This is a genomic window from Streptomyces sp. S6 (assembly GCF_054880855.1).
Genome location: NZ_JBTYMC010000038.1, coordinates 12,215 through 35,124, shown reverse-complemented (window position 1 = coordinate 35,124; position 22,910 = coordinate 12,215). Strand labels below are relative to the sequence as shown.

Sequence of the window (22,910 nt, the reverse complement as noted above, 5' to 3'; positions counted from 1 at the left end):
GGTCGTCGGCCTGGCCCGGGACGGGTCCAGCGCGTTGGCGACCTCGTGGAACGCGATGCGGTCGGTGAGGCCGATGAGGGCGTGCTCGGAGAGGTCGAGGGGGCAGAGGTCACCCCGTCAGGGGCACCTCGGGCGCACCCGGCGCACCAGGCGCACCGCCGCCGCCCGCCGCCGCGACGACGTCGTCAGGGCTGCCGAGCCGGGCGATGATCTTCCGGACCGCCGCAGGGCTGTCCGCCGACGCCTTCGCGCGGCGCTGGTCGATCTCGTTGCGCAGCTCCGACACGAGCCGCATCCGGGCCCCCGACGCCAACTGCTGTTGCTGAGCCACGTCACCGACGCGGCTCAGGTACTCGTAGACGACTTGGTCGCTTTCGATCCCCACGGGAAGAAGCTACCGCGCGGGGGACTTCGTCCAGTAGGTCTGAGGTTGTAGGGGGCTTACGGGGCAGCGGGCGAGGCCCTCGGCCCGCCCCTGGCTCCCGAGGCGTAACTCTCACGGGGCACCCCTCCCCCGGCGCTACCCGCTACCGTGGGTCAGATGAGCACCCCCCGCTCCCTCGCCGAGGCGCTCCGTTCGTGTGACGACCGGTCCCTCGCCGCCCTGCTGCGCAGCCGGCCGGACCTCATCACGCCGGTGCCGTCCGACCTGACCCAGCTGGCGACGCGCGCGGGCACGCGTGCGTCGGTCGTCCGGGCGCTGGAGCGGCTCGACCGGTTCACGTTGCAGACGGCGGAGGCGCTGGCCGTGGCGGCGGATCCGGCGTCGTACCCGGAGCTCCTGGGTCTGATGGCCGGGGACGAGAAGGACCCGGCGGTGGTGGCGGCGCTGCCCGGCGCGGTGGCGACGCTGCGGGAGCAGGCGCTGCTGTGGGGCGACGACAGCCGGCTACGGCTGGTGCGTACCGCCAGAGAGCTACTCGCCCCCTCGGCGCAGCACCCGTCCCCTACGGGTCTCGGGCCGAGCGTGCAGGAGGCGACGGCGGGGATGTCTCCGGGGCGGGTGCAGGAGATCGTGGCGGCGGCGGGGCTGCCGTCGACGCACGACTCGGTGAGCGCGGTGGCCGGGCTGACGGCGTTGTTCGCCAGCCGCCGCAAGCTGAAGGCGCTGCTGGCGAAGGCTCCGGCGGAGTCGCTGGAGGTGCTGGAGCGGCTGGTGTGGGGGCCGCCGTACGGGCAGGTCACGGCGGATCCGGCGGCGCGGCTGCGCTGGCTGCTGGACCGGGGGCTGCTGCTGCCGACGACGCCGGGGACGGTCGTCCTGCCTCGGGAGGTGGCGCTGCATCTGCGGGGCGGGCGGGCGCACCGGGTGGTGGAGCCGTGGCCACCGGCCGTGGAGGCGGCGGGAGTTCACCGTCCACAGCTTGTGGACGCGACGGCGGCCGGGCAGGCGTACACGGCGCTGGCGACCGTCGAGGAGCTGCTGAAGGACTGGGACGAGGGTGGTCCTGCGGTACTACGGGCCGGTGGGCTCAGCGTGCGTGACCTCAAGCGGACGGCCGTGGCGCTGGACGTGTCGGAACCGGTGGCCGCGTTCTGGGTCGAACTCGCCTACACGGCGGGCCTGTTGGCGTCCGACGGGGAGGCGGACGAGCGGTACGCGGCGACCCCCGAGTACGACGAGTGGCGGGAGCGTCCGGCGGCGGAGCGCTGGGCGCGGCTGGCGGAGGCGTGGCTGAGGGCGACGCGGACGTCGGGGCTTGTGGGCGGGCGGGACGCGAAGGACCGTACGCTCTCGGCGCTCGGCGCCGGGCTCGACCGTTCGGCCGCGCCGGAGGTACGGCGCCGGGTGCTGGGGCTGCTCGCGGAGCTCCCGGAGGGGGCATCCCCTGACCCTGAAGCGCTACTTGCGCGGCTGCGCTGGGAGCGGCCGTTGCGGGGGCCCGAGCGGGGTGAGGGCGATCTGCGGACGCGGCTCGCGCAATGGACGCTGAACGAGGCGGAGTTGCTGGGGGTCACGGGCCGGGGTGCGTTGTCGGGGCAGGGGCGGGCGTTGCTGGGGGTGGGTGAGGGGCGGGGTGCTCCGGCGGGCGGTCCCCTAGGGGGCACCGGGGGCGGGCCATCGTCGTCCGGAGCCGGGGACGGCGAGCACGGCGGGCGGCGAGCCGTACCCGGCGACGAAGCGACCGTCTCCGCATCGGACCCGGCGGACGCGGGCGACAAGCTGCCCGTCCACCACCTGGCCGTCCACCACCTGCCCGCCCACCATCGGTCGTCGCCGCACCCCGTAGTACCCCTACCCCCCGCGGAGCAGGCCGTGGCGACGGCCGCAGCCGCCCGGCTCCTCACCCCCCTCCTCCCCGAACCCCTGGACCACGTACTGCTCCAGGCGGACCTGACGGCGGTCGCGCCCGGCCCGCTCCAGCGCCCGCTGGCGGACATGCTCGGTGTGCTGGCGGACGTCGAGTCGAAGGGCGGGGCGACGGTGTACCGGTTCACCCCGGCCTCGGTGCGCCGTGCCCTGGACGCCGGCCGCGCCGCCTCCGACCTGCACGCCTTCCTGACGGCGCACTCGCGCACACCGGTCCCGCAGCCGCTGGCGTACCTCATCGACGACGTGGCCCGTAAGCACGGCCACCTCCGGGTCGGCGCGGCCTCGGCGTACGTCCGTTGCGACGACGACGCGCTCCTGAACGAGATCCTCGCGGACAAGCGCTCCACCCCCCTGCGCCTGCGCCGCCTCGCCCCGACGGTCCTGGCGGCCCAGGCCGACCCGGCGTCCCTTCTCGACGTCCTGCGCACGATGGGTTACGCACCGGCGGCCGAGTCCCCCGACGGCGACGTCCTCATCCACCGCGCCGACTCCCACCGCACTCCGCCCCGTACCCCTCCGGAGCCAGTCCCGGACGGCCCCCCGGTCCCGGACGCCACCCTCCTGGCGGCGGCGGTCCGCGCCGTCCGCGCGGGCGACCTGGCCTCCACGACGCCCCGGAAACCCGCCCCCGAGACCTCCCGTAGTACCTCCGACGTACTCCCCCGTACCTCCGCCGCCGATACCCTCGCCACCGTCCAGGCGGCCGTCCTCACCAACGAGCCCCTCTGGATCGGCTACGTGAACGCCGACGGCGCCGCCTCCCAGCGCGTCATCGCCCCCCTCCGGGTCGAGGGCGGCTTCGTCACGGCCTACGACCACACGGCGGACGAGGTCCGCACGTATCCGCTGCACCGGATCACGGGGGTGGCGGAGCTGGCGGAGGAGTGACGTCCCGCATACCCCGCGTGAGTTACCCCGGATGAGGCACACTGGACGTTTGCCCCAGCCTCCGTCGAGGCTCCTGGCGGAGAGGACGTGCACACGTGAACGGACCGCTGATCGTCCAGTCGGACAAGACGCTGCTGCTTGAAGTCGATCATGAGCAGGCCGATGCGTGTCGTCGGGTGATCGCGCCGTTCGCGGAATTGGAGCGGGCGCCGGAGCATATTCATACGTATCGGGTGACGCCGCTGGGGCTGTGGAACGCGCGGGCGGCGGGGCATGACGCGGAGCAGGTCGTGGACGCGTTGGTGCAGTTCAGCCGGTATCCGGTGCCGCATGCGCTGCTGGTGGACATCGCGGAGACGATGGACCGGTACGGGCGGCTCACGCTGAGCAAGCATCCGGCGCACGGGCTGGTGCTGACGACCACGGACCGGCCGGTGCTCGAAGAGATCCTGCGGTCGAAGCGGATCGCGCCGCTGGTGGGGGCGCGGATCGATCCGGACACGGTCGTCGTGCATCCGTCGGAGCGGGGGCAGATCAAGCAGACGCTGCTGAAGCTGGGGTGGCCGGCGGAGGACCTCGCCGGGTACGTCGACGGGGAGGCGCATCCGATCGGGCTCGCCGAGGACGGGTGGGCGCTGCGGCCGTACCAGAAGCAGGCCGTGGAGAACTTCTGGCACGGGGGCAGCGGGGTCGTCGTCCTGCCGTGTGGGGCGGGGAAGACGCTGGTCGGGGCGGGGGCGATGGCTCAGGCGAAGTCGACGACGCTCATTCTCGTGACCAATACCGTGTCCGCCCGGCAGTGGAAGCACGAGCTGGTGAAGCGGACGTCGCTGACCGAGGACGAGATCGGGGAGTACAGCGGGACGCGCAAGGAGATCCGGCCGGTCACCATCGCGACGTACCAGGTGCTGACGACGAAGCGGAAGGGTGTCTATCCGCATCTGGAGCTGTTCGACTCGCGGGACTGGGGGCTGATCGTCTACGACGAGGTGCATCTGCTGCCGGCGCCGGTGTTCAAGTTCACCGCCGACCTTCAGGCGCGGCGGCGGCTCGGGCTGACGGCGACGCTGGTGCGGGAGGACGGGCGGGAGTCGGACGTGTTCTCGCTGATCGGGCCGAAGCGGTTCGACGCGCCGTGGAAGGAGATCGAGGCGCAGGGGTACATCGCGCCGGCGGACTGTGTCGAGGTGCGGGTCAATCTCACCGACTCCGAGCGACTCGCGTACGCGACCGCCGAGGCCGAGGAGAAGTACCGGTTCTGTGCGACGACCGCGACGAAGCGGAAGGTGACCGAGGCGATCGTGCGCCGGTTCGCCGGGCAGCAGATCCTGGTGATCGGGCAGTACATCGATCAGCTCGACGAGCTGGGGGAGCATCTCGACGCGCCCGTCATCAAGGGGGAGACCTCCAACGCCCAGCGCGAGAAGCTCTTCGACGCGTTCCGGGAGGGGGAGATCAGCGTGCTCGTCGTGTCGAAGGTGGCGAACTTCTCGATCGACCTGCCCGAGGCGACCGTCGCCATCCAGGTCTCCGGGACGTTCGGCTCGCGGCAGGAGGAGGCTCAGCGGCTCGGGCGGGTGCTGCGGCCGAAGGCGGACGGGCACCAAGCGCACTTCTATTCGGTCGTCGCCCGGGACACGATCGACCAGGACTTCGCCGCGCACCGGCAGCGGTTCCTGGCGGAGCAGGGGTACGCCTACCGGATCGTCGACGCGGACGATCTGCTGGCCGGGCCCGACGCGGGCTGAACCGGCTCCGGCCGGTTCATCTGCGGCGGCGGACGCCCACCTCCTCGCCGTACTGACCGAGGATCATGACGTCGAAGGCGGCACCGGCGAACACGCGTATCGCGCGGACGGTGTCGCCGAGGCGGTGTCGGTGCGGGACCGTCATCGAGGTCGCTCCGGAGGGGCGACCGGCGGCCTGGGCTGGTGTGAAGGTCGCTGCGCTCATGTCCCCATAGTGCGATCCCGGACATAAAGCGGGCATCGGTCCACAGAGCCAACTTTCCCGTCCGTTTCCTACGACTCAAGAGGGACGGGACGTCTCAGGGGTCGTAGGGGTTCGTCTCAGGGTCTTCGCTCTGGGGGATACCTCTGCGAAAAATTCGTTGGCCCGTGCACAGGACGCTCGCCTACAATCTCCGCTCTTGCCGCCTCCCCCGTGGAGTGCCGTCGCCCGGTCGGAAACCGGGCGGCACCTCAGCCGCACCCACCCGTAGTACCCGTACCCCGGAGGCACCCCCTTGTCCACGCCCGTGTCCGCCGACGACCCCCTGTTCCGTGAGCGCTCCCATCTCGCCGCGTCCCGTACCGCGCTGCGGGCGATGCGGGAGGACGTGGAGGCGCTGGACATCAAGGACGTGACCGCGAACTGGGTCAACGCCGAGGTGCTGGCCCGGCAGATCGAGGAGCGGATCAAGGCGCTCGCCGACCTGAGCGACACGCCGTTGTTCTTCGGCCGGCTGGACTACTTGCACGCTCCCGGCGCCGAGCAGGCGGAAGGGGCGGACGGGGAGCGCTTCTACATCGGGCGGCGGCACGTGCACGACGGTGACGGTGACCCGATGGTCATCGACTGGCGGGCGCCGGTGTCGCAGCCGTTCTACCGGGCGTCGAAGAAGGATCCGATGGACGTCGGGCTGCGCCGCCGGTTCGGGTACACCGGCGGCGACCTCACCGCGTACGAGGACGAACACCTCTCCGACCCCCAAGAGGTGGCGCGGACAAGCAAGTTGCTCCAGCAGGAGATCGAGCGCCCGCGTGTCGGCCCGATGCGGGACATCGTCGCGACGATCCAGCCCGAGCAGGACGAGATCGTGCGCAGCGGCCTCCAGGGAAGCGTGTGCGTGCAGGGCGGTCCGGGGACCGGGAAGACCGCCGTCGGTCTGCACCGGGTCGCGTATCTGCTGTACGCGCACCGCGAGCGGCTCGCCCGGACCGGCACGCTCGTCATCGGGCCGAACAAGTCCTTCCTCCAGTACATCGAGCAAGTGCTGCCTGCCCTGGGTGAGTTGGCGGTGCGTCAGGCGACGGTGGACGATCTGGTCGCGCATGTCGAGGTGCGGGGTGCGGACGGCGCCGACGCTGCCGTGATCAAGGGCGACGCGCGGATGGCGGAGGTGTTGCGGCGGGCGGTCTACGCGCACGTCACCCCGCCGGCCGAGCCCGTGCTCGTGGTGCGCGGGTCCCGGCGGTGGCGGGTGCCCGCTTACGAACTCGAAGACATCGTGCGGGAGTTGCTGGACCGCGACATCCGGTACGGTGCGGCGCGCGAGGCCCTGCCGCAGCGGATCGCGCACGCGGTGCTGGTCCAGATGGAGCGCGCCGGGGAGGCGCCGGACGACCGGGTGCAGGACTCGGTGGCCCGCAACAGCGCGGTGAAGGCGGCCGTGAAGGCGATCTGGCCGCCGGTCGATCCGGCGAAGCTGGTGCTGCGGCTGCTGAGCGAGCCGGAGTTCCTCGCGGAGCACGCGGCCGGGGTCCTCACCGACGACGAGCAGAAGACGATCCTGTGGGCCAAGCCCGTGCGGTCCGTGAAGTCGGCCAAGTGGTCCGCCGCGGACGCGGTGTTGATCGACGAGGCGACCGATGTCGTCGAGCGCACGCACTCCCTCGGGCACGTCGTCCTCGACGAGGCGCAGGACCTCTCCCCCATGCAGTACCGGGCGGTGGGGCGGCGCTGCACGACGGGTTCCGCGACCGTCCTCGGCGATCTCGCGCAGGGCACCACCCCCTGGGCGACGCGGAGTTGGGAGGAGGCGCTCGGGCATCTGGGCAAATCCGACGCGGTGGTCGAGGAGTTGACCGCCGGGTTCCGGGTGCCGACGGACGTCATCACCTACGCGTCCCGGCTGCTGCCGCACATCGCGCCCGGTCTCACGCCGGTCGCGTCGGTGCGGGAGAACCCCGGGTTCTTCGAGCTGCGGGACGTCTCCGAGGTGGAGCAAGTCGTGGAGGCGTGCGGGGAGTTGCTGCTGCGGGAGGGGTCGATCGGGCTGATCGCGGCCGACGCCCGGATCCCCGTGCTCGCGGAGGCGCTGGGGGCGGCCGGGGTGTCGTACCTCGATCCCGGTCAGGAGACCACGGCGGAGACCCGGCTCACCCTGGTTCCGGCCTCGTTGGCGAAGGGACTTGAGTACGACTACGTCGTGCTCGACGAGCCGCAGGCCGTGGTGGACGGGGAGCCGGACGAACGGACCGGGCTGCGGCGGCTGTACGTCGCGCTGACCCGGGCCGTTTCGGGGCTCGTTGTCGTGCACGGCACCGAACTGCCGGAGCAGATCAGGTAGTTGCCGTCATCCCGGGTCAGGCGGGGCCGATCGCCCGGCGCCAGGTGCGGACCGCCTCCGGTGACACCGGCTCGGTCCAGCCGTCCGGCCGTACCGCTCCGCCGACGTGGAAGGCGTCCACTCCGGCCGCGCGCAGGGCCGGGACGTGCGTGAGGGTCAACCCGCCGCCGACCAGGAGGCGTTCGTCGTAGCGGCCGGCCTCCGCGAGGAGGGTCTCCAGGCCCTGTTCGACGCCGGACGGCGAGCCCGCTGTGAGGTAGGTGTCCAGGCCGGGCAGGCCCGCGAGGGCCTTGCGGGCCTGCTCGCGGTGGGCGGCGTGGTCGATCGCGCGGTGGAAGGTCCAGCGGCAGCCGTCCAGGACGGCGACGAGGTGTTCCATCGCGCGCAGGTCCACGGCGCCTTCGGGGTCGAGGAAGCCCAGGACGAACTGGTCGGCGCCGGCTTCCCTGAACTCCCCTGCCGCCCGGACTAGTTGTCCGAGGTCGCCGGCCGCGAAGCCGTCCGTCCGTCTGAGCATCACGCGGACGTCGATGTCGACGGCCGTACGGACCGCGTCGAACACCGAGAGGGCCGGGGTCAGCCCGTCCGAGGCCATCTCGGAGACCAGCTCGACCCGGTCCGCGCCGCCCTCCTGTGCCGCGACCGCGTCCTGCGGGGAGAGGGCGATCACCTCCAGGAGTGCGCGCGTGCTCATGCGGTGCCTTCCGTCGTCGGGCCCCTCTAAAGGTCTAGTCCAATCAGGGTACGTCAGCGAGTAGCTCCCGAGCGGTAGCTCTCAGGGGGTAGTTCTCAGGGGTGAGTCGCCCCGTCACCCGAACAGGTTCAGCTCCGCCTCCCCCACCCCGACCAGCTCGTACGACGCGCCCTTGACCGACCGGCCCGAGTACAGCCGTATCAGCGTGGCCGCCGGGCCGAGGTAGCGGGCCGGCGGGTGGGAGCCGTCGGTGCCGCCGAGGGTGAGCGGGGTGTCGGTGTCGTCGAGGTCGGCCCGGAGAGGGATGTGCGCACGGCGCCGGGTGTACCAGGTGAGGAGGGTCAGGGCCGTGGGGAGGGCCGGGCCCGCGTAGGCGCCGGGTTCGTCCCAGACCTCGCGGACGTCGCCCGCGTGGATCCACTCGCCGAGGGCGATGAGGTCGAGGGTGCCGTCCGAGGCGGCGATCACCGGGGCCGCCTCCGTCATGCCGCGCTCCAGCTCGTCGACGATGCGCGCCATGGGCCAGTCGGCGCGGTCGGCGATGTCGCGGTCGTTCGACTCGGGAGAGAACACCCCCTTCTCGTAACGGCTTTCCACCACCCGCATCAGGGCCGAGGAGCAGTGCGCGAGGACGTCCCGTACGGACCAGCCCGGACAGCCGGCGGTCGGCAGGGCGAAGTCCGCGTCGGGGCGGGCGCGCAGGAGGGGTATCAGGGCATCGCGCTCCGCCGCGAGGAGACGGCCGGGGAGTTCGGGGTCGCGGGGTAGCTCTGAAGTAGGGGCCATACGACCACCGTATGACCGTGCGCCCCTCGCGTGCCGGGAGAATGGGGCGTATGGCCGATCTCGACGCCCTGCACGCCCGCTGGCTCCTCGCGCTGCTCTCCGCGCGGGCCGACGACTCCTGTGCCATCGCACCTGAGCGGTACGCCGACAACCTCATCGAGCGCTGGCAGGAACCCCACCGCAGGTATCACACGCTCAGTCATCTGACGGCGGTGCTGGACCGCGTCGACGTACTGGAGAGCCACGCCGAGGACCCCGGTCTGGTGCGGCTCGCGGCCTGGTTCCACGATGCCGTCTACCTGCCGGACCGGTCGACGAACGAGGAGCGCTCGGCGAGGCTCGCGGAGCGGGCGCTGACCGAGGCGGGGGTTCCGGAGCGGGGGGTGGCGGAGGTCGCGCGGCTGGTGCGGCTCACCCAGGGTCACGACCCGGCCTCCGGGGACCGCAACGGCGAGGTGCTGTGCGACGCGGACCTCGCGGTCCTCGCCTCGGCGCCGGACGTCTACACGGCGTACACGGCCGCCGTGCGCGAGGAGTACCACTTCGTCCCCGAGGCTGCCTTCCGCACCGGCCGGGCCGGTGTTCTGCGCCAACTCCTCGCCATGTCACGGCTGTTCAGGACGGAGTACGGCAGGGAGCACTGGGAGGCGGACGCGCGGCGCAACATCGGCGCCGAACTGGAGCTGCTGACCGGCTGAGGGGCTGAGCGGCTGGGGAGCTGGGCGCCCTACCCTCTCGTCATGCGGAGAAGTCATTCGGGTGGAGATCAACTGGACGCGGCCGTCGCGGAGTCCGTGACGCTGCTGCGGAGCCTCACGGAGCGGGACTGGACGGGGACCCTCGCGGCGGGCCTGGACTGGAACTGCCGGGACACCGCCGAGCACATCGCGGACGATCTCCTGTCCTATGCCGGGCAGTTGGCGGGGCGAGCCCGGGACGCGTACCTGCCGTTCGAGATCCGGTTCACGGACGGCACGTCCAACTCCGGTGTGGTGGACGTGATCGAGACGGGCGGGGCGCTGCTCGCGGCGGCCGTGCGGACCACGCCGCCACGGGTGCGGGCGTTCCATCCGTCCCCGTTCCGCAGCGCGAACCGGCAGGGGTTCGCCGCGATGGGTGTCGCCGAGGTCCTGCTGCACACCCACGACATCGCGCTCGGTCTCGGCGCGGCCTTCCAACCGTCTTCGGAAGTCGCCGAGTTCGTGCTCCAGCGGATCTTCCCCGAGGTGCGGCCGGGTGTCGATCCCTGGGAGACGCTGCTGTGGGCGACGGGGCGCGGGGACCTGCCCGGCCGGGCACGGGTGAACAGGTGGAGCTGGCACAACAGCCTCGTCCTGCCGACCGAGCGCCTCACTCTGGAGTCCGCCACCCCGGCGGCCCTCGACGAGTTGCGGGCGGTCGGCGACGGCGGGTTCAGCTGGCTGGGCGACGGGCCCCTCGACGGCACGCGCGAGGCCGCCGGGCTGGTCTTCTCGTCGTACGAAAAGGGCGCGCTGCGGGCGGAGTTCGGGCTGTTCGTGCTGGTGCGGCGGGCGGACGGGCTGGCCATCGGGAGCCTCGGTTTCCACGCGGCGCCGGACGGGGACGGCCGTACGGAGATCGGGTACGACGTGGTGCCCGAGGCGCGGGGGAACGGGTTCGCGACGGAGGCGGTGCGGGCCGTCGGGGAGTGGGCGCTCGGGCGTGAACAGGGGGATGTGGACAGCCTGTTCGCCGTCGTGGAGCCCAAGAACCTCGCGTCTCGGGGGGTGTTGGAGCGGGTCGGGTTCGTGGGGGTCGGGGAGGATACGGAAGGGGACGCCTACGAACTGCGGCGGTACCGGCTCTGACGGCGCTGAAGGGACCGCGGAATCAAGGGTGTTGAGCATCCCGGCGGCTCTGCGGGACGCTCGTCTTGCGGCGGCGCAGGCCCGCGCCGTGCAGCAGGCGGACGACCTCGCGGCTGCTGACCTCGACCGCGCCGGCGGCGACCACGTCGGCGTAGCGGTGCGCCGGGATGTCGTAGTGATCGCGCTCGAAGGCACGCGGCGGGATGCCCAACTCTTCGGCGAACTCGTGCAGTTCGGTGTAGGAGAGATCGCTGACCAGGTGGGACCAGAGGCGGCCGTGGCCGGGCCAGGCGGGCGGGTCGATGTAGACGGTCATGAGGACGGCGGGCCGTCCTGACCGGCGCCGAGTGTACCGACCGCCGCGACCTTCACGCCCGCCTTGTGGCAGACCCAGTGCGGGTCCGGGCCGAGCTCCGGCTCGACCTCCAGGGCGTGCGGGTCGCCCGAGCCGCAGACCGGGCACAGCGGCCAACGGCCGTACCGCTCCAGCAGGGCGTCCTGCACGTCCTGCGCGACCAGGCCTGCGACGTACTGTGCGCCGTCCGGCCACTGCTCCACCCACCAGCGGCGCTGCACGACGGACTCCTCGACCAGCGACACCACGTCCGCCTCGGCCACCTCACCCGCGACCAGGTCGGCCAGGACCAGGGCGCGGGCCCGGTGCAGGGACTGCTCCAGAAGGCTTACGGGGTGTACGGGGTCGGTGCTCATGTCTTCATTGTGCGCACTCTTGACCGGGGCGCCGAACCGAAAATATCTTTCAGAACGTGACCCGCGACGTGAAGGAAATTTTCGGCGGCGCACTCGCGGCCAAGGTGCGCACGCTCGCCCCCTCCATGACCCGGTCCATGCAGCGCGTCGCCGAAGCCGTCGCGGGCGATCCCGCGGGGTGCGCGGCGCTCACCGTGACGGGGCTCGCGGAGCGTACGGGGACCAGTGAGGCCACCGTCGTCCGTACCGCTCGGGTACTGGGGTACCCCGGGTACCGCGATCTGCGGCTCGCGCTGGCCGGGCTCGCCGCGCATCAGCAGTCGGGGCGGGCGCCCGCGCTGACCACCGACATCGCCGTCGACGACCCGATCGGGGATGTCGTCAGCAAGCTGGCGCAGGCGGAGGCGCAGACGCTGGCCGACACCGCCGCCGGGCTCGACACGGTGCAGTTGGGGGCCGCCGTGTCCGCCGCCGCGTCCGCTCGGCGGATCGATGTGTACGGGGTGGGGGCTTCCGGGCTCGTCGCGCAGGATCTCGTGCAGAAATTGCTGCGGATCGGATTGATCGCGCACGCGCACAGCGATCCTCATCTCGCGGTGACCAATGCGGTGCAATTGCGGGGCGGGGATGTCGCCGTCGCGATTACGCATTCGGGGTCCACGGGGGATGTCATCGAGCCTTTGCGGGTGGCTTTCGAGCGGGGGGCGACGACGGTGGCGATCACCGGGCGGGGGGACGGGGCGGTCGCGCAGTACGCGGATCACGTGTTGACGACGTCGTCCGCCCGGGAGAGTGAGTTGCGGCCCGCGGCCATGGCTTCGCGGACCGGGCAATTACTGGTGGTGGACTGTCTGTTCGTGGGGGTCGCCCAGCGGATCTACGAGTCCGCGGCGCCCGCGTTGGCCGCGTCGTACGAGGCGTTGGCCCATCGGCATCGGTAGGCCCTGAGGGTGACCTTTCGTTGAGGTCTGTTTAAGAACTCACTGATTGAAAGAGCTTTTCTGCCATGTCCTCCTCTGATCTTCTCGCCCAGCTTTCCACTCTTCCCACCGAGTCGTTTCGTGCCGATCTCGCGCGGGTCGACGAGCTATCCACGATTGATATCGCGCGGCTCATGAATCGGGAAGACGCGGGTGTTCCCGCCGCTGTCGCTTCTCAGTTGCCCGTCATTTCCGCCGCTATTGACGCCATCGCGCTGCGAATGGGGCGTGGGGGGCGGTTGATCTACATGGGGGCCGGGACCGCTGGGCGGTTGGGGGTGCTGGACGCGTCCGAGTGTCCGCCCACGTTCAACACCGCGCCGGGGCAGGTGGTGGGGCTCATCGCGGGTGGGCCGGGGGCGGTGGTGGACTCGGTGGAGGGGGCCGAGGATTCCCGGGAGTCGGCGGTACGGGATCTCCAAGGGTTGTCCCTGAGGGGGGAGGACACCGTGGTGGGGGTGTCCGCCTCGGGGCGTACGCCTTACGCGGTAGGGGGTGTGCAGTACGCGAGAGGTAGGGGGGCGTTGACCGTGGGGGTCGCCTGCAATCCGGGGAGTGCGCTCGGGGGTGCGGCGGAGTACGGGATCGAGGTCGTCGTGGGGGGTGAGTTCGTCACCGGGTCGACCCGGCTGAAGGCGGGGACCGCCCAGAAACTCGTGCTCAACATGATCTCGACGATCACGATGATCCGGCTCGGGAAGACGTACGGGAACCTCATGGTCGACGTCCGCGCATCCAACGAGAAGCTGCGGGCGCGGTCCCGGCGGATCGTCGCGCTGGCCACGGGGGCGGAGGAGGCCGCCGTCGAGGTCGCACTCACCGCTACCGGGGGTGAGGTGAAGAACGCGGTTCTCGTCCTGCTGGGCGGGGTGGACGCGGTGACTGCGGGGCGGGTGCTGGAGGAGTGCGGGGGGCAGCTGCGGAGGGCGCTCGATGTCGTCCGGGGGTCCCGTAGTACCCGTAGTACCGGGGAAAACCCGTAATACCCGTAGTACCCGCGCCCTCCCCCACTGGTCCTCGTCATACCCGTAGTACCAGTCGCTCCCCGTAGTACCCGTAGTACCCGCAGCCCCAGCCGCGCCCCCGTAGTACCCGTAATACCCGCAGCCCCGACCGCTACTGCCGCCCCCCAGACACCCCAGCCACCCCGACCGCCCCCTCCCCCGCCCGCCCGAACTCCGCGAGTGCCTCCGCCGCCTCGGACTGGCGGGGGCTTCTCAGGTCGGCGAGGCCGTCGCGGGCCGCGCGGAAGACTTCGGGGGCGTCGGGGTGGCCCATGGCGGCGAGGACGTGGCCGAGGTCGAGGCGGGTCGGTTCGGCCCAGGCCGTCATGCGCGCCGACTCGAACGCGGCGAGGGCGAGCCGAAGCGGCTCCTCGGCCTCGGACCAGCGTTCCAGCGCCGCGAGGTCGTTGCCGATGCCCTGCCGGGAGACCGCGTGGTACAGGGCGATGACCTCCTGTGTCCGGCCCGGAACGCCGGCCCGGCAGATCCGCTCGCCGCGGCGGTGGGTCTCCAGTGCCTCCTCGACCCGGCCGGTGAGGCGCAGCAGCGTGCCCAGGCTGTTGAGGATCGTCAGCTCGGCCAGCCTGGCCTGCGGGGATTCCTGTGCGGCGAGACACCGGGCCGCCTCGCGCAGCCGCGCGAACGCCTCGTCCATCCGGCCCAGCCGGTGCAGTGCGCCCGCGCCGTAGCCGAGGGCCCAGCCCTCCTGGAGACCGTCCGCGCAGTCGCGGGCCGCCGTGAGCGCGGAGTCGGCGGCGACCAGGGCCGCCTTGGGGTCGTGGACGCACAGGTTGTAGGCCCAGGCGAGGTAGTTGAGGTGGACGGCCTCCTCCTGACGACTGCCGAGGCGGAGGGCGGAGTCGGCGGACCGGCGGAACACCTCCACCCACTGCTCCCAGTGCTGGTTGCGGTCGGAGAACCAGTGCATCGCCCGCGCCGCGTCCAGCACCTGCCGGTAGCGGCCGTGCTCGTGGGCCCGGCGCAGCGCGGCCAGCCACTGCGCCCGTTCGGCCTCCAGCCAGACCCGCGCCTCCTCCTGGTCGGCGGGGGCTTCGTCGAGGTCGGGGGTGAGGGCATCGTCCGAGGTAGGGGTGTCGTCCGTACCCCGGAGGTCGTACGGGTACGAGGCACCCTCCGCGCCCGGAGCACCCCCCGTAGTCCCCGTACCTCCGAAGTCGTACGGGTACGACGCGCCCTCGTCACCCGCAACGCCCTCCGCGCCCGCAGCACCGCCGGCCCCGGCCCCCGGCCCCTCCTCATGCTCCACGTCGAAGTACAGCGCGGCAGCCGTGGCCCGGCGGAGCATCCACCGCTCCGTGCGGTCGAGGGCAAGGTCGCGGGCGGTGGGGCCGTCCTCCGCGTCGACCTGTTCGGCGGCGTAGAGGCGGAGGAGGTCGTGGAAGCGGTAGCGCTCGGCGGTGGCGTCGCTCTGGAGGAGACCGGCGTCGGTCAGTTCCTCGGCGCGGGCGACGGCGTCGTCGTAGGGGAGGCCGGACAGCAGCGCGCCGGTTTCGGGGCTGAAGTCCGCTCCGGCGGCCAGCGCGGCGCGGCGGAGGAACTTCCGTGAATCCGGGGGTAGTTGGCGGTAGGAAAGGGCGAAGGCGGCTCGGATGCGTAGGCTGCCGGCCTGGAGTCCGTCCAGTCGGCGGCCCTCGGCGGCGAGGCGGGCGACGAGCTTGCCCAGGCGTTCGTGCGGGCGGCTCAGCAGCCGCTGTCCGGCGATCCGGACGGCCAGTGGCAGGTGCCCGCACAGGTCGGCGAGGTCTCGCGCGGACTGCGCCTCCGCCGCGACGCGTTCCGGTCCGATGATCCGGGTCAGCAGTTCCACGGCCTCCTCGCGGCGCAACAGGGCGAGGTCGGTGCGGTGCACGGACTCCAGCCCCGCGAGGGTCTGGCGGCTGGTGACGAGGGCCAGGGACGGACCACTCCCAGGTATTAGGGGGTTGACCTGAGCCTCGTCGACAGCGTTGTCGAGGAGCAGGAGGATCCGGCGCTCGGCGGCCAGGGACCGCCACAGGCCGGCGCGGTCGTCGGTGCTGGCCGGGATCGAGGCGTCGGCGACCCCCATCGCGCCGAGCAGCCGGGCCAGCGCGTCGCGGGGGGTCGTCGGCTCGGGGTCCATGCCGTGCAGGTCGAGGGCGAACCGGCCGTCCGGGAAGTGCGGGGCGAGGAGGTGTGCGGCGTGCACCGCGAACGCGGTCTTGCCGAGACCGGGCTGTCCGGCGATCACGCTGACGGCCGGCCGGTCCGGACCGGCGTCGCGCGCCAGGTCGAGGAGCCGGGCGAGGGCCGGGCCGCGCGCGGTGAAGTCCTGGATGTCACGCGGCAGGGCCAGCGCGGTGGGGGCGGCGGGCCCGAGGTCGGCCCTCGGCCGGGGACGGCCCTCCGCGGCGGCCTTCTCCAGCTCCGCCGCCGCGCCTTCGGTCAGCCCCAGCGCCTCGGCCAGCGCCTGGACGGTACGGCGCTGTGGTCCTCGGGTACGACCGCGCTCCATGTCCGCCAGCGCTCTGACGCTCACCCCGGCCGCGTGGGCCAGCGCCTCCTGGCTCAGTCCGGCAGCGCTCCTCAGACTGCGCAACCGCTGCCCGAAATCGCAGGTGGCAGGCGCGCTGGCACACACCGTCAAGCTCCCCGTTCATCCGACCCGTACGACCGCGGGTCTACGGCAGAAGTATGACGGACGGTACTTCTGCCGGGGAAACCGCCTGGGACGCGGTCCGCGCGGGTGGTCGACTGAAGGCGGACGCGGGGCACCCCTTCGAGGGGCTCGGGCCGGCGTCGTCGTCATACCCGTAGTACCCGTACGGCCCCTACTCGTACGACCCGTAGTACCCGTACGACCACCGGACAGAGGACCCCCCACATGAACAGCAGCAGCGACCACGTCACCGGAATGTCCAGGCGAAACGTTCTGGCAGCCGGTGCGCTGACCGCCGCCGCCGTGGCGTACCAGGCGGTCCGGTCTCCCTCGGCCTCGGCCGCCGACAAACCCGCCATCTTCTACGCCCCGCACCAGGACGACGACGCGATCGGGCTGGCCGGGTCGATCCTGGAGCACAAGGCGGCGGGCCGGCCCGTCTACCTCGTCCTCGTGAGCAACGGCCGCAACCCCGATCTCGCCGTGCGGATGAACGGCGACCCCTGCGAGCTGACCACCTGGCCCAGCCCACACCCGTGCGCGGCGGGCGGGCGGCACGGCCTGAACTGGCCGACCGACGGCACCAGCAAGATCGTCGCCGCACGGACCGCCGAGTTCATGGCCTCCGCGAAGGCGCTGGGGGTCGACAAGGTCATCAACTTCAAGGTCGTGGACGACGGTTTCGAGACCGTGGCCGACTACAACCGGCTCGTCGACCGCGTCGAGGCGAAGGTGCGGGCGCTGGCCGAGCAGTACCCCGGCGCGTCGCACAAGTTCACCGCCGGGTGGCTGGAGGGGACCGAGACGCACAAGGCGGGCAGCGATGTCGCCTACCGGCTGATGAACGACGGCGTGCTCAAGGACGTCCGCTTCAACCACGTCTACGCGTACTCGCGGCCCGAGGACCGGCGCGCGGACGGGGCGTCGTACGTGTTGAACATCCCGAGCGCGCACATGAAGACGAAGCGCAACGCGATGTACGCCTACAACACCTGGGATCCGGGCCGGAATCTGTACGCGCTCGGCTACCACAGCGTTCCCGAGCTGATGGAGGCGGCGCACGCCGATCCGCGCGAGTTCGTGTACACGCTGCCGTCCAACTACCGGCCCGGCAAGGGCAATTGACGGGCCCGCACCCCCGAACTTTTCACCACTCACCGCTCAACAAGGAAGTCTCCGATGAACACCGCACGTCAGCGCACCGCACTCGTCGCCGCCGCGGGCACCGCCCTCGTTCTGTCCCTCACCGCCTGCCAGAGCGGCACGGGGACCCGGTCCGAGCCGAACGCCGCCGCGACCGTGGCCGCGACGGTCGCGGCCTCCCCCGTCGCCGATGTCCAGAAGACGGACGGCGCCGGCACTGGGTCCTCCGGGTCGGTGTCCTCGTCGGGGAAGGGGGCGGCGGGCGGGGCCAAGGTGTCCGGCTCCACCGGCAAGCAGTCCTCCGCGTCCACCCCGGCCTGCACCTCGCGCGACCTGGCCGTCACCGCCGCGAAGCAGGACGGGCCGCCCTTCACCCACATCGTCCTGACCGCGCGGAACACCTCGCGGCACTCCTGCAAGCTGCTGGGCTTCCCGCACATCCAGTTCCTGGAGAGCCACAAGCAGGATGTTCCGGCCGTTGCCAAGAGCAAGCCGGCGAGCCCCGTCGTGCTGACGGCCGGTGCGCCGGCCTATGCCGCGGTGAAGCTGTCCGACGGGGGTGTCGACGAGGAGAACGAGCCCGTCTCCGCGTTCTCCGTCACTCTGGAGAACGACGACACCGTCATCACCGTCTCCGCGCCCGGCAGCGACGGGATCGCCGTCGACCCGGCGAAGGCGCTGACCGGGTACTGGACGCCGGAGCTGCGGAACGGGGCCGACGACTTCTGAGCGGTGTTGATGCCGGGCCCCGGGAGCTGTCCCTCTAAAGGTTGAGGTTGTTGTTCAGGGGCTCGATGTCGACCTTCACCGGGGTGCCCCATACCCGTAGTACCTCGTAGTCCGTGAACTCGTGGACCAAGCGGTAGGCCATGGCCGGGCGGGGGCCCCTGCGGAGGGCTGCAAGGAAGGCTTCGGCCTCTCGGCGGTCTCTGCGGGGGGTGCCGCACAGTTGCCACTCCTGGCCGTTCCAGAGTTCCGGGAGCCAGCGTTGTTGTGGTTGCGGGCGGTCCTCTCGGACTCCGTATCGGCTGGGGGTCGAGGGGAGTTGGGGGGGTGGGAGGGGACCGCCGTTCAGTTCCGTCCTGCGGGCGGATCTGCGGCGGGTTTCGCAGAGGAGGCAGAGGTCTGGGGCCGAGGTGTCCACCGGGCCCTGGGGGTGTTCCGCGCAGCGGGTCACCGGGGCCGCGCCGACCACGCTGTCGTCCAGGAGGTCCAGGGCTCGCTGGAGGTCCGCCTTCATCTCGTGCAGCTTGTTGTCGGGGGTGTCCGTGGTGAGGGCCTCGCCGTGTTCGCCTACTAGGCGGAGGGCTCGGCCCAGGGCTGTGAGCTGGGCGTGGTTCATGGTGTGGTTTCCGGCCGGGGGTGCGGTGGTTCCAGGGTAGGGGGTGGGGGATCGGAGTGCCGGGGGGAAATCCGGTGTCCGGGGTGTGGGGGGTGCTTCTACTGTGACGCCGTGAACTCGACTCCTCAGATCATTTTTCTCAACGGTGGTTCCAGTTCCGGCAAGTCCGGGATCGTGCGGTGTCTTCAGGAGCTGTTGCCCGGGGCCTGGATGGCGTTCGGGGTGGATTCGTTCGTCGAGGCGTTGCCTCGGCGGTTGCAGAACTCCGAGGACGGGATCTTGTTCGGGGCGGACGGGAGTGTGCAGGTCGGGGAGCAGTTCAAGGCTGCCGACGCGGCTTGGCGGGAGGGGGTTGCCGCGGTCGCTCGGGCCGGGGGGCGGGTGATCGTCGATGATGTGCTGCTCGGTGGGGGTGAGGGGCAGCGGCGGTGGGAGGGGGTGTTCGGGGGGCTGGATGTGTTGTGGGTGGGGGTTCGGTGTGATCCGCGGATCGCGGCTGGGCGGGAGGTCGCTCGGGGGGATCGGGTGCCGGGGATGGCTGAGTCTCAGGCGGGGGTGGTGCATGTGGGGGTGCGGTATGACGTGGAGGTAGATTCGGGGGTGATGGAGGCGGTGGAGTGTGCGCGGGTGATTTTGGGGGTGGTGGAGGGGGTGGGGGGTGAGGTTGTGGGGTGAGTGCGGGTGCGTTGTGGTTGTTCGCGCCCACGCGGCGGAGCCGCAGATCAGACACAGCCCCGCGCCCCTGAAAGACGTGGTGACCGTTGGAGACGGGCTGCGGGTCCGTCGTGGATTTCGCGCAGTTCCCCGCGCCCCTAAAAGGACGTGGTGGCGGTTGAGGATGGGCTGCGGGTGCGTTGTGGTTGTTCGCGCCCACGCGGCGGAGCCGCAGATCAGACGCAGCCCCGCGCCTCTAAAAGGACGTGGTGGCGGTTGAAGATGGACTGCGGGTCCGTCGTGGTTGTTCGCGCCCACGCGGCGGAGCCGCAGATCAGACACAGCCCCGCGCCCCTGAAAGACGTGGTGGCGGCTGGGAGTTGGCTGCGGGCTCGTCGGGGTCTGTCGCGGCCACGCGGTGGAACCGCAGATCAGGCATAGCCCCGCACCACTGAAAGACCTGCCGACCACCTAGATCTGCTGACGGCTCACTCGGGCTGGGGGCGCCCCTTTCGGGGCGCTTCGTGCTATGTCAGTCGAGAAGTGGCAGCGGCTTCCACTCGTGGCTCTCCCACAGGCGCCTCGCCGTCTCCTCTGGGTAGGGCTTGACCTCGGTGGGGGTGTCCAGGATTTGGGTGAGGCGGTGTTCCAGGTCGTAGGGGGGCCAGCCTGGGGTGCCGGTTCGGGCGAAGGTGGACCAGGAGTGTTGGAAGTGGGAGGTGAGGGTTAGGGCGTCGGTGGGGATTTCGGCGTTGGGGAAGAGGAGGGCAGCCAGGTCGGCGAGGTAGGTGGCGAAGAGGAGGGGGATGTCCAGGCCGTGGCAGCCGCGTAGGGCGCCGTCGAGGCCGGGGGGTGTCCAGGAGAGTTCGTAGAGGTGGGCTTGGCCGCCTGCTTTGAGGTGGGCCTCTGCTAGGTGGAGGGAGGGCATTGTGAAGAGCCAGTCCGATTGGACTCGTTCGAAGAGGTCCTGGGCGGTGGCTTCGGGGAAGGCTTCGCGGTAGGCACGCTCGCCGGGTTCGCCTCCGCCGGGGGCGTATGTGCGGAGGGCGGTGGTGGCCTGGTCGTCCGTGATGCGGCCCAGGAGACCTCCTATGACGGTGAAGAGGCGGTACTCCTGGGAGTTGTGGCCGATCAGGAGGTCGATGTCGCGGGCCTCGCCTGCTGCTACCGCCTGCCAGGGGGTGGTGGGGAGGATCTCGCCGTCCACGACCGGGGAGTAGGGGGTGGAGGTGGGGGCGACTTGGCCCCAGCGGGTGTGTGTCGGCATCTTGGCGGAGAGGGCCTCGCCGGCTTCCGTGAGTTTCCTGGGGGCGATCGTCGCGAGGTCGGAGGCGGTCGGGCGGACGCCTGCCTCCGATGCGATCGCCTCCGCGATGTCCCGGGCGAGGGGGGCGGAGAAGTATGTGCCGGGGATGCTCTGGGCGATGGCTCGGTGGAAGAGGCCCTTTGCGGACGGCATGGCCAGGAGGGCGGCGACCGAGCCGGCGCCGGCGGATTCGCCGAACACCGTGACGTTCGCGGGGTCGCCGCCGAAGGCTGTGATGTTGTCGCGGACCCACTTCAGGGCGGCGACCTGGTCGAGGAGGCCCCGGTTGGCGGGGGCGCCGTCGATGTGGAGGAAGCCTTCGATGCCTACGCGGTAGTTGAAGGTGACGACCACGACGTCGCCGTTGCGGGAGAGGTGCTGGGCGTCGTAGCCGGGGCTGCCTGCGTGGCCGATGCGGTAGGCGCCGCCGTAGATCCAGACCATGACCGGGCGTGGGGTGGTGGGGGTGAGGTCGGGGGTCCAGACGTTCGCCGTCAGCCAGTTGTCGTCGTCGGCCGTGGGCGTGGCTTCGCTGCGGCCCTGGAGGCCGGCCTCCTGCGGGGGTGGGGGGCCGAACTCGTACGCGTCCCGCGTGTCGGTCCAGGGGGTCGGGGGCTGGGGGGCCTGGAAACGGGCGGCGCCGGTCGGGGGTGCGGCGAAGGGGATGCCGCGGAACACCGTCAGCGTGTCCTCCCTTCTGCCCCGGACCGGACCCGACGCCGTACTGACGATCGCCGCTGGCTCTTCCGTCGTCATCACTCGCTCCTCATGTCTTCCGATGCGTCTTTCGCTGCCCGTCTCTGATCCGCCCAACGGGCACCCTCGAACAAAGGTGCCCACCGAGCGGAGATCGGGCCGGAGTTCACTCATGTGAGTGACGGAAGTGAGGCGCGGCGGCTGCGGGTGGGGGCTCTGGAGCCTCCCACCCGCCTCAACCAAACCCGTTCGACTCAGCTCAGCGTCTGCATAGAAGCCGCCTCGAACGACTTCAGCTCGTCGAAGTGGCCGGAGAGGACCTTCGACGCCCACTCCGGGTCCTGGAGGAGCGCGCGGCCGACGGCGACGAGGTCGAACTCGTCGCGTTCGAAGCGGTCGAGGAGGTTGTCGAGGGACTTGACCTGGGAGCCCTGACCGGCGAAGCCGCCGATGAAGTCGCTGTCGAGGCCGACGGAGCCGACGGTGATGGTGGGCTTGCCGGTGAGCTTCTTGGTCCAGCCGGCGAGGTTGAGGTCGGCGCCGTCGAACTCGGGCTCCCAGTAGCGGCGGGTGGAGGCGTGGAAGGCGTCGACGCCGGCGGCGGCCAGCGGCGTCAGGATCTCCTCCAGCTCCTCCGGGGTCTCCGCGAGGCGCGCGTCGTAGTTGTCGGCTTTCCACTGCGAGAAGCGGAAGATGACCGGGAACTCGGGGGACACGGTTTCGCGGACGGCGGCCACGATCTCGGCGGCGAACTTGGTACGGGCGACCGCGTCACCGCCGTACGCGTCGGTGCGGCGGTTGGTGGTTCCCCACAGGAACTGGTCGAGGAGGTAGCCGTGCGCGCCGTGCAGTTCGACGCCGTCGAACCCGGTCCGCTCGGCCGCCGCCGCGCTCTGCGCGAACGCGCCGATGACGTCGTCCAGGTCGCGCTGGGTCATGGTGTGGCCGTCGGCGGTGCCGTCCATGCGGATGCCGGAGGGGCCGACGGCGGGGGCGTCCGCGTACGGGGGCTGGCCGGGCTTGCGGACCATGCCGATGTGCCAGAGCTGGGGGACGATCGTGCCGCCCGCGGCGTGCACCGCGTCCGCGACCTTCGCCCACCCGGCGAGCTGCTCCTCACCGTGGAAACGGGGCACGCGGTCGCTCTCGCCCGCGGAGTCGTGGCCGACGTACGTCCCCTCGGTGACGATCAGGCCGACCCCGGCGGCTGCGCGGCGCGCGTAGTACGAGACGACGTCCTCGCCCGGGATGCCCTCAGGGGAGTGCATGCGGGTCATCGGGGCCATGACGATGCGGTTGGGGACGGTCAGGCCGTTGATGGTGACCGGGCGGGACAGTACCTCGGATGTACGGGTGGGGGTGGCAGTCACGTACGGGCTCCTCGTGGGACGGGGTACCGGGGTCGGGGGTACCGGCAGGTATGTGCACACGCATGGGCTTGCGCGTGTAGGACAACCGGGGCCTGGTCCGGCCCATTTCCGGAGCGGGGGTATTACGGGTGTGATCCCGCACACCCCGTAGTACTTGAGGGGGGTCTCCACGCTGAGTATTTCCGTTCAGCACACAGCGTGGTCGGGGCTCTTCTAGCCTGGCTGTGGATGGTGTGTGGACAACTCCGCCTACGGGAAAGGGAG

General features: G+C 71.4%; 19 protein-coding genes and 2 pseudogenes. 10 read left to right on the top strand and 11 right to left on the bottom strand.

Going from position 1 to position 22,910, the window contains the following annotated elements; genetic code table 11:
- Both ACVNF4_RS08275 and ACVNF4_RS08270 read right to left on the bottom strand, forming a co-directional pair.
- Nucleotides 1-111: pseudogene (locus tag ACVNF4_RS08275) on the bottom strand (lipase); the annotation flags it as partial.
- Between the two features lie 13 nt (nucleotides 112-124).
- Nucleotides 125-385, bottom strand: a pseudogene (locus ACVNF4_RS08270) (hypothetical protein); the annotation flags it as partial.
- Nucleotides 386-541: 156 nt separating this feature from the next.
- Here ACVNF4_RS08270 and ACVNF4_RS08265 point away from each other — a divergent pair.
- Nucleotides 542-3,202, top strand: a complete 2,661-nt coding sequence (locus tag ACVNF4_RS08265; RefSeq protein ID WP_461802037.1) for a helicase-associated domain-containing protein — start codon at nucleotides 542-544, stop codon at nucleotides 3,200-3,202.
- 95 nt (nucleotides 3,203-3,297) lie between these two features.
- Complete coding sequence (locus ACVNF4_RS08260) at nucleotides 3,298-4,950, top strand: DNA repair helicase XPB (RefSeq protein ID WP_461802036.1); 1,653 nt, start codon at nucleotides 3,298-3,300, stop codon at nucleotides 4,948-4,950.
- A gap of 16 nt (nucleotides 4,951-4,966) precedes the next feature.
- On the opposite strand, the gene ACVNF4_RS08255 is transcribed toward ACVNF4_RS08260, so the two are convergent.
- Nucleotides 4,967-5,155, bottom strand: coding sequence for a hypothetical protein (locus tag ACVNF4_RS08255; RefSeq protein WP_461802035.1), 189 nt, complete (start codon nucleotides 5,153-5,155; stop codon nucleotides 4,967-4,969).
- A gap of 292 nt (nucleotides 5,156-5,447) precedes the next feature.
- Here ACVNF4_RS08255 and ACVNF4_RS08250 point away from each other — a divergent pair, with 292 nt between their 5' ends.
- Entirely contained in the window at nucleotides 5,448-7,493 is a 2,046-nt protein-coding gene (locus ACVNF4_RS08250; RefSeq protein ID WP_461802034.1) for a HelD family protein, read from the top strand.
- Between the two features lie 16 nt (nucleotides 7,494-7,509).
- On the opposite strand, the gene ACVNF4_RS08245 is transcribed toward ACVNF4_RS08250, so the two are convergent.
- Together ACVNF4_RS08245 and ACVNF4_RS08240 are read right to left on the bottom strand one after the other, a co-directional pair.
- A complete protein-coding gene (locus tag ACVNF4_RS08245) occupies nucleotides 7,510-8,187 on the bottom strand; it encodes a copper homeostasis protein CutC (protein ID WP_461802033.1) in 678 nt (225 codons plus the stop codon).
- Nucleotides 8,188-8,301: 114 nt separating this feature from the next.
- The gene (locus ACVNF4_RS08240) at nucleotides 8,302-8,973 is read right to left on the bottom strand and encodes a maleylpyruvate isomerase family mycothiol-dependent enzyme (RefSeq protein ID WP_461802032.1); all 672 of its coding nucleotides are present in this window, start codon (nucleotides 8,971-8,973) and stop codon (nucleotides 8,302-8,304) included.
- Nucleotides 8,974-9,023: 50 nt separating this feature from the next.
- Between ACVNF4_RS08240 and ACVNF4_RS08235 the strand changes: the two genes are divergently transcribed.
- Together ACVNF4_RS08235 and ACVNF4_RS08230 are read left to right on the top strand one after the other, a co-directional pair.
- The gene (locus ACVNF4_RS08235) at nucleotides 9,024-9,671 is read left to right on the top strand and encodes an HD domain-containing protein (RefSeq protein WP_461802031.1); all 648 of its coding nucleotides are present in this window, start codon (nucleotides 9,024-9,026) and stop codon (nucleotides 9,669-9,671) included.
- Between the two features lie 42 nt (nucleotides 9,672-9,713).
- Nucleotides 9,714-10,802: a GNAT family N-acetyltransferase gene (locus tag ACVNF4_RS08230; RefSeq protein WP_461802030.1), complete on the top strand. Its 1,089-nt coding sequence runs from the start codon at nucleotides 9,714-9,716 to the stop codon at nucleotides 10,800-10,802.
- Nucleotides 10,803-10,824: 22 nt separating this feature from the next.
- Here ACVNF4_RS08230 and ACVNF4_RS08225 read toward each other — a convergent pair whose 3' ends face one another.
- On the bottom strand, nucleotides 10,825-11,118 hold the full coding sequence (locus ACVNF4_RS08225; protein ID WP_461802029.1) for a DUF4031 domain-containing protein: 294 nt from the start codon (nucleotides 11,116-11,118) through the stop codon (nucleotides 10,825-10,827).
- The gene (locus tag ACVNF4_RS08220) at nucleotides 11,115-11,513 is read right to left on the bottom strand and encodes a hypothetical protein (RefSeq protein ID WP_461802028.1); all 399 of its coding nucleotides are present in this window, start codon (nucleotides 11,511-11,513) and stop codon (nucleotides 11,115-11,117) included. Before ACVNF4_RS08220 ends, ACVNF4_RS08225 begins: the two co-directional genes overlap by 4 nt.
- 56 nt (nucleotides 11,514-11,569) lie before the next feature.
- Here ACVNF4_RS08220 and ACVNF4_RS08215 point away from each other — a divergent pair, with 56 nt between their 5' ends.
- Complete coding sequence (locus ACVNF4_RS08215) at nucleotides 11,570-12,454, top strand: MurR/RpiR family transcriptional regulator (protein WP_461802027.1); 885 nt, start codon at nucleotides 11,570-11,572, stop codon at nucleotides 12,452-12,454.
- Nucleotides 12,455-12,519: 65 nt separating this feature from the next.
- Nucleotides 12,520-13,476, top strand: a complete 957-nt coding sequence (murQ, locus tag ACVNF4_RS08210; RefSeq protein WP_461802026.1) for an N-acetylmuramic acid 6-phosphate etherase — start codon at nucleotides 12,520-12,522, stop codon at nucleotides 13,474-13,476.
- A 133-nt stretch (nucleotides 13,477-13,609) separates the two neighbouring features.
- Here the strand turns inward: murQ and ACVNF4_RS08205 are convergent, their stop codons facing one another.
- Nucleotides 13,610-16,117, bottom strand: a complete 2,508-nt coding sequence (locus tag ACVNF4_RS08205) for a helix-turn-helix domain-containing protein (RefSeq protein WP_461802025.1) — start codon at nucleotides 16,115-16,117, stop codon at nucleotides 13,610-13,612.
- A 243-nt stretch (nucleotides 16,118-16,360) separates the two neighbouring features.
- Between ACVNF4_RS08205 and ACVNF4_RS08200 the strand changes: the two genes are divergently transcribed.
- Together ACVNF4_RS08200 and ACVNF4_RS08195 are read left to right on the top strand one after the other, a co-directional pair.
- Entirely contained in the window at nucleotides 16,361-17,260 is a 900-nt protein-coding gene (locus ACVNF4_RS08200; protein ID WP_461802024.1) for a PIG-L deacetylase family protein, read from the top strand.
- A gap of 54 nt (nucleotides 17,261-17,314) precedes the next feature.
- Complete coding sequence (locus ACVNF4_RS08195; RefSeq protein ID WP_461802023.1) at nucleotides 17,315-18,007, top strand: DUF4232 domain-containing protein; 693 nt, start codon at nucleotides 17,315-17,317, stop codon at nucleotides 18,005-18,007.
- Nucleotides 18,008-18,041: 34 nt separating this feature from the next.
- Here the strand turns inward: ACVNF4_RS08195 and ACVNF4_RS08190 are convergent, their stop codons facing one another.
- Entirely contained in the window at nucleotides 18,042-18,620 is a 579-nt protein-coding gene (locus ACVNF4_RS08190) for a hypothetical protein (protein ID WP_461802022.1), read from the bottom strand.
- Nucleotides 18,621-18,731: 111 nt separating this feature from the next.
- Here ACVNF4_RS08190 and cpt point away from each other — a divergent pair, with 111 nt between their 5' ends.
- A complete protein-coding gene (cpt, locus tag ACVNF4_RS08185) occupies nucleotides 18,732-19,295 on the top strand; it encodes a chloramphenicol phosphotransferase CPT (RefSeq protein WP_461802021.1) in 564 nt (187 codons plus the stop codon).
- Nucleotides 19,296-19,806: 511 nt separating this feature from the next.
- On the opposite strand, the gene ACVNF4_RS08180 is transcribed toward cpt, so the two are convergent.
- Entirely contained in the window at nucleotides 19,807-21,336 is a 1,530-nt protein-coding gene (locus tag ACVNF4_RS08180) for a carboxylesterase/lipase family protein (RefSeq protein WP_461802020.1), read from the bottom strand.
- A 194-nt stretch (nucleotides 21,337-21,530) separates the two neighbouring features.
- A complete protein-coding gene (locus ACVNF4_RS08175) occupies nucleotides 21,531-22,646 on the bottom strand; it encodes an NADH:flavin oxidoreductase (RefSeq protein WP_461802019.1) in 1,116 nt (371 codons plus the stop codon).
- Nucleotides 22,647-22,910: the final 264 nt, after the last annotated feature.

Bases quoted from the DNA above. Each gene is read 5' to 3' on its own strand.
- ACVNF4_RS08255 (WP_461802035.1), bottom strand. From the start codon at position 5,155: ATGAGCGCAGCGACCTTCACACCAGCCCAGGCCGCCGGTCGCCCCTCC.
- ACVNF4_RS08230 (WP_461802030.1), top strand. From the start codon at position 9,714: ATGCGGAGAAGTCATTCGGGTGGAGATCAACTGGACGCGGCCGTCGCG.
- ACVNF4_RS08265 (WP_461802037.1), top strand. From the start codon at position 542: ATGAGCACCCCCCGCTCCCTCGCCGAGGCGCTCCGTTCGTGTGACGAC.
- murQ (WP_461802026.1), top strand. From the start codon at position 12,520: ATGTCCTCCTCTGATCTTCTCGCCCAGCTTTCCACTCTTCCCACCGAG.
- ACVNF4_RS08180 (WP_461802020.1), bottom strand. From the start codon at position 21,336: ATGACGACGGAAGAGCCAGCGGCGATCGTCAGTACGGCGTCGGGTCCG.
- ACVNF4_RS08200 (WP_461802024.1), top strand. From the start codon at position 16,361: ATGAACAGCAGCAGCGACCACGTCACCGGAATGTCCAGGCGAAACGTT.
- ACVNF4_RS08235 (WP_461802031.1), top strand. From the start codon at position 9,024: ATGGCCGATCTCGACGCCCTGCACGCCCGCTGGCTCCTCGCGCTGCTC.
- ACVNF4_RS08240 (WP_461802032.1), bottom strand. From the start codon at position 8,973: ATGGCCCCTACTTCAGAGCTACCCCGCGACCCCGAACTCCCCGGCCGT.
- ACVNF4_RS08225 (WP_461802029.1), bottom strand. From the start codon at position 11,118: ATGACCGTCTACATCGACCCGCCCGCCTGGCCCGGCCACGGCCGCCTC.
- ACVNF4_RS08190 (WP_461802022.1), bottom strand. From the start codon at position 18,620: ATGAACCACGCCCAGCTCACAGCCCTGGGCCGAGCCCTCCGCCTAGTA.
- ACVNF4_RS08220 (WP_461802028.1), bottom strand. From the start codon at position 11,513: ATGAGCACCGACCCCGTACACCCCGTAAGCCTTCTGGAGCAGTCCCTG.
- ACVNF4_RS08245 (WP_461802033.1), bottom strand. From the start codon at position 8,187: ATGAGCACGCGCGCACTCCTGGAGGTGATCGCCCTCTCCCCGCAGGAC.
- ACVNF4_RS08195 (WP_461802023.1), top strand. From the start codon at position 17,315: ATGAACACCGCACGTCAGCGCACCGCACTCGTCGCCGCCGCGGGCACC.